Here is a 15,601-nt window from a genome sequence, read left to right as displayed (position 1 = left end):
CAGGATTTTCACAATGGCCATCAAGATCACCGCGATCCTCTTTACGCTGATCGGGATCGCGCTGGCTGTCGGCGGCGGTCAATTGGTGCTGCTCGGCGGAAGCGCCTATTATCTTATTTGCGGTTTGGGCTTCGTGCTGACTGCGATTCTCCTTTTCCTCAGAAAGTCTATTGCCCTCAGGGTCTATGCGGTCCTCGTGCTGGCGTCGCTGGTCTGGGCGATCTGGGAGGTCGGCTTCGACTGGTGGCAGCTCGGGCCGCGCGGCGGTGTCATCATTCTCCTGGGCCTCTGGCTGCTCACGCCGTCGATCCGGCGGCCCCTCGGCTTCCTCAGCCCGACGGGCGCACGTTATGGCGCAAGCGCCACGCCGCTCGCGATCTCGCTGGTGATTGCAATCGTGGTCGCGATCTTCTCGATGTTCATCGATCCGCTCAGCAAAAGAGGCGAATTGCCGACGCAGTCGGTGGCGGCCGCACCTGCCATGGGTGGAAACGTCCCCCCTGGTGAATGGCATCAGTATGGCCGCACGCCTTTCGGCCAGCGCTATTCGCCGCTCGACCAGATCAATCTCGACAACGTCGCCAACCTGACGGAGGTCTGGCGCTACCAGACCGGCGACGTCAAGCTTCCGGAGGACGTGGGCGAGACGACCTATCAGGTGACGCCGCTGAAGGTCGCCAACTCGCTCTATCTCTGCACCCCGCACAACTGGGCGATTGCGCTGGACGCCACAACCGGCGAGCAGAGGTGGAAATATGATCCGAATGTCGGCCTCAATCCGGACAGGCAGCATCAGACCTGCCGTGGCGTGAGCTATTTCCGGGATCAGGCCGCGGCGCCGGGAACACCCTGTGCGGAGCGTGTTTATCTGGCGACTTCGGATGCCCGGCTGATAGCGCTCGACGCGGCAAACGGGCAGGTCTGCCCATCCTTCGCCGACAACGGGACGCTGCATCTCGAAGCCGGCATGAAATATAATCCTGCCGGCTATTACTATTCCACGTCGCCGCCCGCGATCGCCGGCAACAAGATCATCGTCGGCGGGGCGGTGAACGACAACTATTCGACCCAGGAACAGTCCGGTGTCATCCGCGCCTTCGACGTCAATACCGGGCAGCTGATCTGGAACTGGGATTCGGGCAATCCAAGCCAGACCCAGCCGCTGCAACCCGGCCAGACCTACACGACCAATTCGCCGAATAGCTGGTCCGTCTTCAGCGTCGATGAGGATCTGGGGCTCGTCTATATCCCGCTCGGCAACCAGGTTCCCGACCAGCTCGGCATGGGCCGCAGCGAACACGTCGAGAAATACTCGTCGTCCATCGTCGCGCTCGACCTCAATACCGGCGCGGACCGCTGGGTGCGCCAGACCGTGCATCACGATCTCTGGGATATGGACGTTCCCGCCCAGCCGGTGCTTCTCAACATCACCAAGCCTGACAACAGCGTCGTGCCGGCGCTGGTCGGCCCGACCAAGCAGGGCGATATCTACGTGCTCGACCGGCGCACCGGCGAGCCGATCATTCCCGTGACGGAAGAACCGGCGCCGGGCGGGGCGATCCCCGAGGATTTCACCGCCCCGACGCAGCCGACATCCGCCCTGACCTTCAAGCCGGAGCCGCTTGAGGAAAAGGACATGTGGGGCGTCACCATGTTCGACCAGATGGTGTGCCGCATCTGGTATCACCAGTACAACTACCAGGGCCGCTACACGCCGCCCTCGCTCAGGGGCACGATCGTCTATCCCGGCAATTTCGGTACCTTCAACTGGGGCAGCGTCGCAGTCGATCCGGAACGGCAGGTCATGTTCGGCATGCCGACCTATCTCGCCTTCACCTCGCGCCTGGTGCCGCGCTCCGAAATCCCCCCGAAAGGGCAGGACGAGAAGGGCAGCGAACAGGGGCTCAACCGCAATGACGGAGCGCCCTACGGCGTCTATATGGGCCCCTTCCTCGGCCCCTTGCAGATCCCCTGCCAGGCGCCGCCTTGGGGTTATGTCGCCGGTGCCGACCTGCGGACAGGCGAGATCGCCTACAAGCGTCGCAACGGCACGGTCTACGACATGACGCCGCTGCCTCTGCCCTTCAAGGTCGGTGTGCCGGGCATCGGCGGGCCGATCATCACCAAGGGCGGCCTCGCATTCCTCGGGGCGGCGGTCGACAACTACCTGCGGGCCTATAACCTGACCACCGGCGAAGAGCTCTGGAAGGCGCGGCTGCCGGCCGGCGGGCAGGCGACCCCGATGACCTATGCCGTCGATGACGGCCGCCAGTTCGTCGTGATGGTGGCCGGCGGGCACGGCTCGGTCGGCACCAAACCGGGCGACTACGTGATCGCCTACACGCTGCCGCGCTGACGGGGGCTGGGAGTTCTCCAAAAAAAATGATAGGCTCGGAAGTTCGCCTCCGGGCCTTTCGTCGCGATCGGTTTAGAAGCCGGCCATGCCCTTGGTGCTCATCTCGTTGCGGACGTCGGTGACGCCCGCGATACTGCGCGCCACTTCTTCTGCCCGAACCACTTCGCTTTCCTGCAGAACGGTGCCCGCCAATGTGATGGTCGAACCGCTGGCCGTTACCGTCACGTCGGACGCATCGATGCCGCCGGCGGATGCCAGGGCGTCGGAGACGGCGCCTTCCAGGGTAGCGCTCGGCGGAAATTCTGCTTCGACTTCCGGCGGCGTCTCATGAAAATGCTGATGTTTGAAAACCATGTGTCGTTCTCCGTTCCGATAAGGTCCGGCCAAACAACGTTTGTTGAAGGGAATTGGTTCAGGCGACGCCCGCCAATACCGAAGCGATGGTTTCCTGGAGCTGGTTCTGCGAAAACGGCTTCGGTAGCCTTGGCAGACGGTTGTCGCCGCCGGAAGGCAGTTCGGCATAACCGGTCGCGAGGACAACGGGAAGCTCGGGCCATTCCTCGCGAATGGCGGCGGCGAGTTCCGAACCGGTCATGCGCGGCATGGAATGATCCGTGATGACGAGGTCGACTTTGTGAACGCCGCCTTTCAGTTCCCGAAGCGCGTCGGCGCCGCTATAGGCTTCGATCACGGTGTGACCCAGGTCTTCCAGCATCAGCGTGGTGTTCATCAGCACGAGGGCGTCGTCATCGACCGCCAGAATGGTCAAATTCTCTTTGGGAGGGTCGACAAGCGCGGGCATCGCAGGTTCCGAAGGTGAAGGACAGTCGCTGACGGAAGCGACCGGAAGGAACAGCGAAACGGTCGTCCCGTGACCCTTTTTGCTCTCGATCAACAGCTTGCCGCCGGATTGCTCCGTCAGGCCCTGGACCATGGAGAGTCCGAGACCGGTTCCTTTGCCGACGCCCTTGGTGGTGAAGAACGGTATGGCGGCCTGCGAGATCGTCTCGCTATCCATGCCTTCCCCGGTATCGGCGACGGACAGCTGGACATAGCGGCCGGGCCTCAGCTGCTTGTGGTTTTCGTCTGCGACATATTCTTCAGCCGCGATCGTGATCAGGCCGCCGCCGGGCATCGCGTCGCGCGCATTGACGACCAGATTGAGGAGGGCGGTTTCGAGCTGCACGGGGTCCGTGACCACCGGAGGTACGTGGCCTGAAAACCGCGTTTCGATGCGCACCTCGGCGCCGAGCGACCGCTGGACGAAATCCATCATGTTGCCGATCAGCGCCGGGGCGCTGACTGTCTGCATGTTGAGCTGCTGGCGGCGGGAGAAGGCCAGCATGCGCTGTGTCAGCGCGGCACCTCGCTCCGCACCCTGGATCGCGTTGTCGAGCAGCGGCGTGATCGAAGGGTCCTGCGGCAACCGCTTCTTCAGGATTTCAAGGCTGCCGAGGACCGCCATCAGGAGATTGTTGAAATCGTGTGCGACGCCGCCGGTGAGCTGGCCGATCGCCTCCATCTTCTGGGCCTGAAAGAGTTCTTCGCGGGCTTTCGCGAGTTCCTTCTGCGCCTCGACTTTTTCGGTGATGTCGCGGGTGATCTTGGCGAAACCCAGGAGTTCGCCCTGTTCATTTCGGATCGCATCGATGATCACATGAGCCCAGAAACGGGTGCCGTCCTTGCGTTGGCGCAGACCTTCTCTCTCGATGCGTCCTTCGCGCCTTACCGTGTCGAGGCTCCGCTGCGGCTCGCCGCGTTCGCGGTCTTCCTCCGTATAAAACTGCGAGAAGTGTTTTCCGATGATGTCCTCGGCCTGATAGCCCTTGATGCGTTCGGCGCCGATGTTCCAGCTGCTGACATAACCGTCAGGATCGAGCATGTAGAGAGCGTAGTCGGAGATGCCCTGGACGAGAATCTGGAATTGCTGCTCGCTGCGCTTGAGCTCGGACTCCGCCTGCTTCCGCTCGGTCAGATCGCGGGTTACCTTGGCATAACCCAGGAGTTCGCCAGATCTGCCCCATATCGGATCGATGATGACATGCGCCCAGAAGGGGTTTCCGTCCTTCCGCACGCGCCAGCCTTCGCTTTCGAAGCGGCCTTCGCTCGCCGCCGTCCGGAGCGCTCTTTCGGGGAGCCGTGCCAAGCGGTCATCGGCGGTGTAAAATTGTGAAAAATGCTTTCCAAGGATTTCCCAGGCTTCGTAACCCTTGAAACGCTGCGCGCCCGGGTTCCAGCTAACGATCCTGCCGTCGGCATCCAGCATAAAGATTGCATAGTCGGTGATGGCGTCCACAAGAAGCCTGTAACGCTCCTCATCAAGCAGTGAGACGTCATAACTTTGCGTCATACTCATCAATCGTCCCCAGCGCCGACGGATCACGCGGCGCGACGTAGCGTAACGTGCAACGCCGCCGAAGGTTCCGCAACGGCTGAACGTTAACACGATTCGGCAATCTCTACGGGGCGCTGCCATTGACATACAGATATATACGGTTTACGACTGACGAAATACGAAAATCGTCAGTCGTAAAACGGAAGGCCGCCAGCAAGATGGATTCCATGGAGCAGACCCTGGAGACAACGAAGCAGGAGAACGTCACCCGCATCCTCGATGCGGCGGAGCGTCTCTTCAAGCACTACGGCTACACGAAGACCAACGTCGCCGATATCGCCAAAGAGCTCGGCATGTCGCCGGCCAATATCTACCGCTTCTTCTCCTCGAAGGCGGACATCCACCAGGCGCTTGCACGGCGCATGCTGGGCGCGAGCCAGGCCATCGCGCTTGAAAACGCCAAGCGGCCGGTGAGCGCGACAGAACGGCTCCGCGACCATTTTCTGCAGCAGCACGGCATCACCATCGAGACCTTTCTCCATGAGAACAAGGTGCACGAGATGGTGGTGGTTGCGATCGAAGAGCAGTGGGAAGTCGTGCAGGACCACATCGAGAAGATGCGTGTCATCGTTGCCCGTCTTATCCGCGAAGGAATCGAGTCTGGCGAATTCCGCGAGCAGAATCCGGACGTGGCGGCGGAATGCTGCTGCTCCAGCATGGTTGTGCTCTGCCATCCGCAGATCGTTGCCGAGTGTCTGATCGAGAACCGGCACAGTACGCCCGCCGATCTCGTTGAATTTGTTTTGCATGCTTTGAAATGACCGGCGCCGAACGCGCCTTTTTCGTTACCCGCTATCAGGAGTGCGGACCATGTTTGTCGTGACGCCCAGAAATGACGTCTCCTTTTTCTCCAAGGCTTTGGCGCTTGCCGCAGTCCTCGCCGTGCTGACCGCCTGCTCGGAAGAAAAGAAAGTCGAGGCGCCGGAGGTGGTCCGCCCCGTAAAGGTCGCCGAAGTAGCCGCCCCCGATCAGGGCCGCAGGCTTGAATATTCCGGCTCCGTCAAGGCGCGCACGGAAATGAACCTCGGCTTCCGCGTCGCCGGAAAGGTCACCGAGCGGCTGGTCGATGTCGGCGATCGCGTCAGCCATGGCGAAGTCCTGGCGCGGCTGGATGACGTCGACTACGAACTGGCGGTGCGCCGGTCCGAGGCCGATCTCGCCTCCGCGCAGAAGCAGGTCGAGATCACCGAACTTGCCTATCGCCGCGCCGATTCGCTTCACTCCAAGAATATCACCTCGCAATCGGAACTGGAGCAGGCAGCGCTTGCCCGGGACCAGGCCGTGTCCGCCCGCCAATCCGCTCAGTCCGCCCTTGATCAGGCGCGCAACCAGGTGGCCTACACGGAGCTGAAGTCCGACCAGAACGGCATCGTCACCACCGTCAGCGCCGATATCGGCCAGGTCGTCAGCATCGGCACGCCTGTCATGGCCGTTGCCGTTGATGGCGGCAAGGAGGTGCAGGTGGCCGTCCCGGAAGTGGAAGTCGGCCAGTTCAAGCCCGGCAAGACGATCAAGGTCCGCTTCTGGTCCGCCACCGATCTCGTTCTCGACGGCAAGGTCCGCGAAGTTGCCGGCAGCGCGGATACGCAGTCGCGCACCTTTGCCGTCCGCGTGAGCCTGCCGGAAGACCAGCGCGTGCTTCTCGGCATGACCGCCACGATCGAAGCCACGGAAGACAATGCCGTACAGACCTGGTCCATTCCGCTCGCCGCACTCGGCAAGAAAGAGGGCCAGCCGGTCGTCTGGATCGTCGATCGCCAGAAGGGGACCGTAAGCTCCCGCACCGTCACGGTCGCCGATTTTTCCGATGACGGCGTGCGCATCTCGCAAGGATTGGAAAAAGGCGATCTCGTCGTTTCGGCCGGCACGCAGTTCATGCAGGAAGACATGAAGGTGAAGCTGCCGGAAACGGTCGCGTCCCGCTTCGGCTCCGTCAGCAGCATGAGCACCGCTTCGATCGCGCCCTGATTTCCGTTTCAAGGACCACGACCATGAGTTCCCCGCATCAGGCCGATCCGTCGGAAAAAGCCTCCTTCAACCTGTCCCGCTGGGCGATCGCCCATCCCAGCATTGCGCGTTTCCTGTTCGGCCTCATCATCGTCATGGGCGCGCTCGGCATCATGAACATGGGTCAGAAGGAAGACCCGGATTTCACCTTCCGTGTCATGGTCGTGCAGACCGTCTGGCCCGGCGCCTCGATCGACGAGATGCAGAACCAGGTGGTCAACAAGATCGAGCGCAAGCTGCAGGAGACGCCGCATCTCGATTTCGTGCGCTCCTACACCCGCGCCGGCTTTGCCATCACCACCATCCAGATCAAGGGCGATACCGATGGCGAAGAAGTCGCCGACGCCTTCTATCAGGTGCGCAAGAAGATCGGCGACATCAGGCAGGAGCTGCCATCCGGCTTGCTCGGCCCCTATTTCAACGACGAGTTCGGTGACACGTTCATCACGCTGCACGCCATTACCGGCGAAGGCTACAGCTTTCCCGAACTCAAGCAGTTCGCGATCCAGGCGCGCGACATCCTGCTGGCGACGCCAGGCGTGGAAAAGGCCGTCATCCTCGGCGATCAGCCGCAGAAGATCTTCATCGACGTCTCGTCCAAGGCTCTTGCGGAGCGCGGTCTGACCGTTCTCAACATTCGCGACGCGCTTTCCGGTCAGAACGATGTCGATCCCGCCGGCAGCATCGAGACTGATGACCATTCCGTGCGGATTTCGGTCGAAGGCGACGTCACGACGCCGGAAGACATTCGCGAACTGCGGCTGCGCGCCGGCGATCAGGTGATCCGGCTTGGCGATATCGCCACCGTCAGGCAAGGCCTCGAAGATCCCTTCCAGCGCAAGTTCCGCTTCGACGGTCAGGACAGCGTCCAGGTCGGCGTCGTCATGGCCAAGGGTTTCAAGGTGACGGATGTCGGCCACGAACTGGAAGCGGCTTATCAGCGCTTCGAGCAGACGCTGCCGGTCGGCGTCTCGGTCCACCAGGTGGCGAACCAGCCGGAAGTGGTCACCGAAGCGGTCAGCGAGTTTACCACGGCGCTCCTGGAAGCTCTTGTCATCGTGCTCGTCGTTTCGCTGATCTCGATCGGCTGGCGCTCGGGCATCGTGATTGCGATCGCCATCCCGCTGGTGCTCGCGGCCACGCTTGCGATCATGTATTACATGGGTATCGAGCTGCAGCGCATTTCGCTCGGCGCCTTGATCATCGCGCTCGGCCTGCTCGTCGACGATGCGATGATCGTCGTCGAGATGATGGAGCGCAAGCTGGAGGAGGGGCTGCATCGCATCGATGCCGCAAGCTTCGCCTATTCCTCGACTGCCTTCCCGATGCTGACCGGCACGCTGATCACCACCGCCGGCTTCATACCGGTCGGTTTCGCGGAGTCGACCGCCGGTGAATATGTCCGCTCGCTGTTCTTCGTCGTCGGTATCGCGCTCGTCGTGTCGTGGTTCGTGGCCGTCTATTTCACGCCGTGGCTAGGATACATGATCCTGAAGCAGAGGGCGCATGCCGGCACCCATCACGATCCTTACGACACGCGTTTCTACCGGCGGCTTCGTGCCACGGTGGGCTGGGCCGTTCGGCACCGGATCATTGTCCTCCTCCTGACGATCGGCGCTTTCTTCGGAAGTCTCTGGTCCTTCCAGTTCATACCGCAGAGCTTCTTCCCGCAGTCGTCGCGGCCGGAAATCCTGGTCGACATGTGGCTGCCGGAAGGCACCGCTATCGAGGAGGTGGAGCGCCAGGCCAAGGCGCTGGAAAGCAAGATCCTCCCCGACCAGGACAAGACCTTCGTCGCAACTTTCATCGGCGAGGGCGCGCCGCGCTTCTTCCTGCCGCTCGACCAGCAGCTCCGCAACCCGAACTACGCGCAGCTCCTGATCATGTCGAAGGGTGTCGACGAGCGCGAACGGCTGATCGTCAAGCTCAGGGATATTCTCGCGAAGGATTTCCCGACCGTGCGCGGCAAGGTCGACCGTCTCTTCCTCGGCCCGCCGACCGGCTGGCCCGTGCAGATGCGCGTCGTCGGCCCCGACAGAGCCGAGGTTCGCCGCATTGCCGATCTCGTCAAGGAACGCTACCAGCAGCAGCCGCTGTTCGGCGCGATCCACGACGACTGGCTGGAGCCGGTTCCGGCGATGAAACTGGTCATCGACCAGGACCGCGCCCGCGCACTCGGCGTTACCTCCCAGCGTGTCCGCCAGATGCTGCAGGCATCCGCATCAGGCGCACCGATCAGCGACTTCCGCGACGGCGAGGAAACGGTTTCGATCGTCGTGCGTGAACCGGAAGCGACCCGCAATCTGCTTTCGGCCGTGCAGTCGGTCTATGTGCCGACCGATTTCGGCGGCTTCGTGCCGGTCTCGCAGGTGGCCAAGGTCGTGCCCGTCCTCGAACAGGGTATCGAATGGCGCCGCGACCGCCTGCCGACGATCACGGTCAAGGCGACGCTGCCGGATGGCATCGAGCCCACCCAGGTCTCCCTCAACCTCTACAACAGCATGGCCGATCTGCGCGCCAACCTGCCGGCGGGCTACAAGATCGAGATCCAGGGCGGGGCGGAAGATTCTGCCGAAAGCCAGGCGTCGATCGCCGCCAAGGCGCCGATCATGCTGCTCGTCATCCTGCTTCTCCTGATGGTCCAGCTGCAGCATTTCGGCAAGGCCATGCTGGTGCTGGCGACAGGCCCGCTCGGCATCATCGGCGCCGCCATGGCGCTGTTGATAACGGGTGCGCCCTTCGGCTTCGTCGCCATTCTCGGGGTGATCGCGCTGCTCGGCATCATCATCCGCAACTCGATCATTCTCATCGACCAGATCGATCAGGATATCGCCGCCGGCATGGACCGGGCGGAAGCGATCGTCGGCTCGGCCGTCCGCCGGTTCCGCCCGATCATGCTGACGGCACTGACCGCAGTGCTGGCATTGATCCCGATCTCGCGCGGCCTGTTCTGGGGACCGCTGGCCTACGCCATGATGGGCGGCATTCTCGTTGCGACGGTGCTGACGATCCTCGTGCTGCCCGCCGGCTATGCGCTCTTCTTCGGTCGCGAGCGCAAGAAGAAGGAAGACGATAGAGATGACCGCCAGTCGGTCAATCAAGGCGACCTGTTCGGCAACCGTGAAACACCCCTGCCCATGGCAGCCGAATAATGTCGCCCGCCTTCCTCCGGGGCCCGGAATCCCCGGAGGAAGGCGTTTTGATTGTGTTTGACCGCGTCGAAGATGTAGTCCGTCACCATGCGCACCCGCGGTATGTGGCTCAGGTCCCGGTGGCAGACGAGCCAATAGTTGCGCCGCAGTTCCACCTCGTCCGGCAGGACGATCTGCAGATCCGGCTGCGTGCGGGTGATGAAATGCGGCAGCACGCAAAGCCCGAGCCCGTTTAAGGTGGCCGTCATCTGGGCGAAGATGCTCGAGCTCTGGAACCGCGCCTTGATACCCGGGTGAACGTCGCCGAGATAATCCAGGCCGGGAACGAAGATCATATCCTCGATGTAACCGATGAAGGGATGCTCGAGCAGGTCCTCGCGGCTGCGGATCGGGCCCGCCTTGGCGAGGTAGGATTTCGATCCGTAGACGTTCAAATTATAGTCGGTCAGCTTCTCGGTGAGATAGGGGCCTTCCTTGGGCGGGTCGAGCGAGACGGCGATATCCGCCTCCTTGCGCGATAGCGACATGATCTGCTGGATCGTCACCAGTTCGAGCGAAATGTTCGGGTGGCTGTCGCAGAAGCTGCGAATCTTGTCGGCAAAGAAGAAGTTCGCAAAACCTTCCGGTGCGCTGAGGCGCACCACGCCCCGCTGGGCAGTCGTGCCTGAGGTTATATCCGCAGCCAGCCGATCGGCCTCCGCCTCGATCCGCTCCGCCGCCTCGATGAAGCGCTGGCCAAGCGCGGTCAGAACATAGCCGCGCGGATTGCGTTCAAAGAGCTTCACCTTGAGCGAAAACTCCAGCCGGTCGATGCGGCGGGAGACGGTCGCATGGCTGGTTCGCAATTGCCGGGCGGCCGTCGAGAGCTGGCCGGTGCGGGCCACCGCCAGGAAATATTGCAGGTCGTCCCAGGTGAAGTTCGGATTGCCGGTCATGATCCCCCTCAATCCATCTGTTCAAAAATGCACAGATGCTGTTTGCAATTAATTTTATGTTCCTGCTTGCGTCAATGGCAGTTTTACTAAAGCATGAACTTGGGATCGGCTGCTTTGAGGAGAGTGGCTCACCAATTTTGAACAGACTCGCACTCTGGCATCTCTGGGAGGAGAAATCATGCGAAAGACAATCCTGACGTCCCTGGCGGTTTTTCTGGCAAGCAGCGCGGCCTTTGCCCAAAGCGCATCCGACGGCAAGGTCAAGATCGGCATCCTGAACGACCAATCGGGCGTCTACGCGGATTTCGGCGGCAAGTCGTCCGTCGAAGCCGCGAAGATGGCGGTCGAGGATTTCGGCGGAAAGGTGCTTGGGGTGCCGGTCGAAATCGTCGACGCTGACCATCAGAACAAGCCTGACATCGCCTCCAACATCGCCCGCCAGTGGTACGATACCCAGCAGGTCGATGCGATCATGGAACTGACCACCTCGTCGGTCGCGCTCGCCGTGCAGGCGATCGGCAAGGAAAAGAAAAAGGTCAACATCGTCACCGGCGCTGCGACCACCGACCTTACCGGCAAGGCCTGCAGCCCCTATGGCTTCCATTGGGCCTATGACACCCACGCTCTTGCAGTCGGCACCGGCGGCGCGCTCGTCAAGCAGGGCGGCGACAGCTGGTTCTTCCTGACCGCCGACTACGCCTTCGGTTATTCGCTGGAACAGCAGACCAGCGATTTCGTCAAGTCGAGCGGCGGCAAGGTCGTCGGCGCGGTCCGCCATCCGCTGGCGAGCACCGACTTCTCCTCGTTCCTTCTGCAGGCGCAGTCTTCCGGCGCCAAGGTCATCGGGCTTGCCAATGCCGGTCTCGACACGGCGAACGCCATCAAGCAGGCGGCCGAATTCGGTATCGTGCAGGGTGGGCAGAGTCTTGCGGCGCTCCTCTTCACGCTCGCCGAAGTGCATGGCCTCGGGCTCGAAGCCGCACAGGGACTGACGCTGACGGAAGGCTATTACTGGAACCTTGACGACAAGAGCCGCGAATTCGCCAAGAAGTTCTTCGCCCGCACCAAAAGGATGCCGAACATGGTCCACAGCGGCACCTACTCGGCGGTGTCACAGTATCTGAAGGCAATCCAGAAGGCGGGCACCGACGATACGGACGCCGTTGCCAAGACGCTTCATGAACTGCCGATCGACGATTTCTTCGCCCGCAACGGGACGGTCGCCAAGAACGGCCGCATGATCCACGACATGTACCTGCTGCAGGTCAAGAAGCCGGCCGACAGCAAGGAGCCGTGGGATTACTTCAACGTTCTCGCTACCATTCCCGGCAAGGAAGCCTACATGGATCCTGCAAAGAGCGGCTGCGAGCTGGTGAAGTAATGGCGGTTTCCGCGACAGCAACGCATGAGGAGCCGCGGGTGGTGCTTTCCGCCCGCGGCCTCACGAAACACTTCGGCGCTTTTGCAGCGGTGAAGAATGTCGACCTCGACGTGGAGCACGCGCGCGTCCATGCGCTGATCGGTCCGAACGGGGCGGGCAAGACGACCGTCTTCAACCTGCTCACCAAGTTCCTGCAGCCGACGGCAGGCTCGATCACGCTGCTCGGCACCGACATTACGAAAACCGCGCCCGACAAGGTGGCCCGCATGGGCCTCGTACGCTCCTTCCAGATCTCGGCAGTCTTTCCGCATCTGACCGTGCTCGACAATGTCCGTGTCGCGCTGCAGCGGCCGAACGGTCTCGCCACGCAGTTCTGGTTGCCGATGTCGTCGCTTGACCGGCTGAACGCACGGGCCGACGAATTGATCGAGGCGGTCGGACTGAAGCGCGAGCGGGATGCGCTTGCCGCCGACCTTTCCTATGGCCGCAAGCGGGTGCTGGAGATCGCCACCACGCTGGCGCTCGATCCGAAGGTCCTGCTGCTCGACGAGCCGATGGCCGGCATGGGGCAGGAGGATATCGGCACCGTTTCCAACATCATCCGCGAGGTCGCAAAGACCCGCGCCGTGTTGATGGTTGAGCACAATCTCTCCGTCGTCGCCGACATCTGCCACCACGTCACCGTGCTCCAGCGCGGCGAAATCCTCGCCGAGGGCGACTATGCCACGGTCAGCCAGGACGAACGCGTGCGGCTCGCCTATATGGGTTCGGAGGACGCATGACCCCTCTGCTGCAAGTTTCCAACCTCAATGCCTGGTATGGCGAAAGCCATGTGCTGCACGGCGTCGACATGACGGTCGGCGAGGGCGAGACGATCACCATCCTCGGCCGCAACGGCGTCGGCAAGACGACGACGCTTCGCACCATCGTCGGCATCATCCGCGAGCGGAAGGGCGAAATCCGCTTCGCCGGCAAAGACATGGCATCCGTGCCGCTGCATCGCACCGCGCATGTCGGCATCGGTTTCGTGCCGGAGGAGCGCGGGATCTTCTCGACGCTTACCGTCGAGGAAAACCTGATGCTGCCGCCGGTGGTGGCTGAAGGCGGCATGTCTCTCGACGAGATCTACGAACTCTTCCCGAACCTGAAAGAACGCCGCGCCAGCCCCGGCACGAAACTGTCCGGCGGCGAGCAGCAGATGCTGGCGATCGCCCGCATCCTGCGCACCGGCGTCAAGCTCCTCATTCTCGACGAGCCGACCGAGGGCCTTGCCCCGGTTATCGTGCAGCGGATCGGCGAGGTTTTGAAGAAACTCAAGGAGCGCGGCATGACGGTGCTCCTGGTGGAGCAGAATTTCCGTTTTGCCAGCCGCATCGCCGACCGCTTCTACCTCATGGAACATGGCAAGATGGTCGCGAATTTCCCGGTCGGCGAGCTGCCCGGCCGCATGGACATGCTGCACAAGGTTCTGGGGGTGTGATCGCGTCATGACCATGATTTTCGGAATCCCGCTCCAGGCATTTCTCGGGCAGCTCTTGATCGGCCTGATCAACGGCTCCTTTTATGCGCTGCTCAGCCTCGGCCTCGCGGTCATCTTCGGGCTGTTGCGCGTCATCAACTTCGCCCACGGCGCGCAATATATGCTCGGCGCCTTCGCGGCGATGCTGATGCTGCAGTATTTCGGTATCAGCTACTGGTTTGCACTGATCCTCGGGCCGATCGTCGTCGGGCTGTTCGGCGCGTTCATCGAACGCACCATGCTGTCCCGCCTCTACAATCTCGATCCGCTCTATGGCCTGCTTTTCACCTTCGGCCTGGCGCTGACGATCGAGGGCACGTTCCGGTATCTCTACGGTTCGTCCGGCCAACCCTATGCGGTGCCGACGCAGCTTGCGGGCGGCACCAACTTAGGTTTCATGTTCCTGCCGATCTATCGCGGCTGGGTGGTGGTCGTCTCGCTTGTCGCCTGTATCGGCACATGGTTGCTGATCGAGAAGACCAAGCTCGGTTCCTACCTGCGGGCCGCCACGGAAAATCCTGTTCTCGTGCAGGCCTTCGGCGTCAACGTGCCGGTGCTCCTGACGCTGACCTACGGGATCGGGGCAGGCCTTGCGGCTTTCGCCGGCGTGCTTGCGGCACCCATCTACCAGGTCTCGCCGCTGATGGGCTCGAACATCATCATCGTCGTCTTCGCGGTGGTCGTGGTCGGCGGTATGGGATCGATCATGGGCGCGATCGTCACCGGCTACATGCTCGGCATAGCCGAGGGCCTCACCAAGGTATTTTACCCGGAAGCCTCGAATATCGTGATCTTCGTGATCATGGCGATCGTGCTTCTCCTGAGGCCCGCCGGCCTCTTCGGACGGGATGCGTAAGATGAGCGACATGACCCATACCGCAGCCAAGCCGCGTGCCGAACGGTCGGCCACCGCGTCGATGACCTATGCGATCTTCCTCACCGCGGGGTTGATCCTGCTGGTTCTGGCGCCGCTGTTCTTCTACCCGATCTTCCTGATGAAGCTCCTGTGCTTCGCGCTCTTCGCCTGCGCCTTCAACCTGCTGCTCGGCTATACCGGGCTCTTGTCCTTTGGCCATGCGACCTTCTTCGGAGGCGCGGCCTATTTCACGGCCCATGTGGTGAAGGAGTGGGGTTTCCCGCCTGAACTCGGCGTCTTGACCGGCGTCGTCGGTGCCGCGTTGCTCGGCCTCGTCATGGGCTATGTGGCGATCCGCCGGCAGGGCATCTATTTCGCAATGATCACGCTTGCGCTGTCTCAGATGTTCTTCTTCTTCTGCCTGCAGGCGGAATTCACAGAGGGCGAGGACGGCATCCAGTCGGTGCCTCGCGGCCATCTCTTCGGCTTCATCGACCTCAGCCAGTCGACCAATATGTATTATTTCGTGCTGGCGGTGTTCCTGATCGGCATGGTGATCATCTGGCGCTTCATCAATTCGCCGTTCGGGATGATCCTGAAATCAATTCGCGAGAACGAAGCGCGGGCCACCTCGCTCGGTTATTCCGTCGCTCGCTACAAGCTCGGCGCATTCGTAATGTCGGCGGCGCTCGCGGGTCTTGCCGGTGGCGTCAAGGCGCTGGTTTTCCAGTTCGCCACGCTCACCGACGTCGCCTGGCAGATGTCGGGCGAAGTGATCCTGATGACGCTTCTCGGCGGCATCGGCACGCTGATCGGCCCGATCTTCGGCGCCGGTCTGGTGGTGACGCTGCAGAACTATCTGGCGACGTCGGATTTCCCGGTGACGATCATCACCGGCGTCGTCTTCATGGTCTGTGTCCTCCTGTTCCGGCGGGGCATTATCGGAGAATTCTATGCCTCCCGGCTCGGCCGGAAGCTCGGCTTCGAGCATCGGCGCTGA

At 62.0% G+C, this 15,601-nt stretch carries 12 protein-coding genes; 9 read left to right on the top strand and 3 right to left on the bottom strand.

Features of this window, described 5'->3' with window-relative positions:
- Positions 1-13 precede the first annotated feature (13 nt).
- The gene (locus tag C5L13_RS24995) at positions 14-2,356 is read left to right on the top strand and encodes a glucose/quinate/shikimate family membrane-bound PQQ-dependent dehydrogenase (RefSeq protein ID WP_105386009.1); all 2,343 of its coding nucleotides are present in this window, start codon (positions 14-16) and stop codon (positions 2,354-2,356) included.
- 72 nt (positions 2,357-2,428) lie between these two features.
- Here the strand turns inward: C5L13_RS24995 and C5L13_RS24990 are convergent, their stop codons facing one another.
- Both C5L13_RS24990 and C5L13_RS24985 read right to left on the bottom strand, forming a co-directional pair.
- On the bottom strand, positions 2,429-2,710 hold the full coding sequence (locus C5L13_RS24990; RefSeq protein WP_105385974.1) for a BON domain-containing protein: 282 nt from the start codon (positions 2,708-2,710) through the stop codon (positions 2,429-2,431).
- A gap of 58 nt (positions 2,711-2,768) precedes the next feature.
- Positions 2,769-4,712 carry a hybrid sensor histidine kinase/response regulator gene (locus tag C5L13_RS24985; protein WP_105385973.1) on the bottom strand — a complete coding sequence of 648 codons (1,944 nt, stop codon included), beginning with the start codon at positions 4,710-4,712 and terminating at the stop codon, positions 2,769-2,771.
- 197 nt (positions 4,713-4,909) lie between these two features.
- On the opposite strand from C5L13_RS24985, the gene C5L13_RS24980 reads away from it, so the two are divergent.
- The 3 genes from C5L13_RS24980 to C5L13_RS24970 are packed head-to-tail and all read left to right on the top strand — an operon-like array spanning position 4,910 to position 9,910.
- Entirely contained in the window at positions 4,910-5,512 is a 603-nt protein-coding gene (locus C5L13_RS24980) for a TetR family transcriptional regulator (protein WP_105385972.1), read from the top strand.
- A gap of 49 nt (positions 5,513-5,561) precedes the next feature.
- The gene (locus tag C5L13_RS24975) at positions 5,562-6,719 is read left to right on the top strand and encodes an efflux RND transporter periplasmic adaptor subunit (protein ID WP_105385971.1); all 1,158 of its coding nucleotides are present in this window, start codon (positions 5,562-5,564) and stop codon (positions 6,717-6,719) included.
- Positions 6,720-6,742: 23 nt separating this feature from the next.
- Positions 6,743-9,910 carry an efflux RND transporter permease subunit gene (locus C5L13_RS24970; RefSeq protein ID WP_105385970.1) on the top strand — a complete coding sequence of 1,056 codons (3,168 nt, stop codon included), beginning with the start codon at positions 6,743-6,745 and terminating at the stop codon, positions 9,908-9,910.
- Here the strand turns inward: C5L13_RS24970 and C5L13_RS24965 are convergent.
- Positions 9,856-10,845 (bottom strand): LysR family transcriptional regulator, encoded by a 990-nt coding sequence (locus C5L13_RS24965; RefSeq protein ID WP_105385969.1) that lies wholly within the window; start codon positions 10,843-10,845, stop codon positions 9,856-9,858. The two genes, C5L13_RS24970 and C5L13_RS24965, sit on opposite strands and share 55 nt — an antisense overlap.
- A 178-nt stretch (positions 10,846-11,023) precedes the next feature.
- Here C5L13_RS24965 and C5L13_RS24960 point away from each other — a divergent pair, with 178 nt between their 5' ends.
- Genes C5L13_RS24960 through C5L13_RS24940 form a run of 5 tightly spaced genes read left to right on the top strand, consistent with a single transcriptional unit; the run spans position 11,024 to position 15,601 of the window.
- On the top strand, positions 11,024-12,226 hold the full coding sequence (locus C5L13_RS24960) for an ABC transporter substrate-binding protein (RefSeq protein ID WP_105385968.1): 1,203 nt from the start codon (positions 11,024-11,026) through the stop codon (positions 12,224-12,226).
- The gene (locus tag C5L13_RS24955) at positions 12,226-13,008 is read left to right on the top strand and encodes an ABC transporter ATP-binding protein (protein ID WP_105385967.1); all 783 of its coding nucleotides are present in this window, start codon (positions 12,226-12,228) and stop codon (positions 13,006-13,008) included. The genes C5L13_RS24960 and C5L13_RS24955 overlap by 1 nt, the downstream gene beginning before the upstream one ends.
- Entirely contained in the window at positions 13,005-13,706 is a 702-nt protein-coding gene (locus C5L13_RS24950) for an ABC transporter ATP-binding protein (protein WP_105385966.1), read from the top strand. The genes C5L13_RS24955 and C5L13_RS24950 overlap by 4 nt, the downstream gene beginning before the upstream one ends.
- A gap of 7 nt (positions 13,707-13,713) precedes the next feature.
- A complete protein-coding gene (locus C5L13_RS24945) occupies positions 13,714-14,601 on the top strand; it encodes a branched-chain amino acid ABC transporter permease (protein WP_105385965.1) in 888 nt (295 codons plus the stop codon).
- A 1-nt stretch (position 14,602) separates the two neighbouring features.
- Positions 14,603-15,601, top strand: coding sequence for a branched-chain amino acid ABC transporter permease (locus tag C5L13_RS24940; protein WP_105385964.1), 999 nt, complete (start codon positions 14,603-14,605; stop codon positions 15,599-15,601).

This window comes from Neorhizobium alkalisoli, from assembly GCF_002968635.1.
GTDB classification, from domain to species: Bacteria; Pseudomonadota; Alphaproteobacteria; order Rhizobiales; family Rhizobiaceae; genus Neorhizobium; species Neorhizobium alkalisoli.
This window is presented reverse-complemented; position numbering and strand designations above follow the sequence as displayed.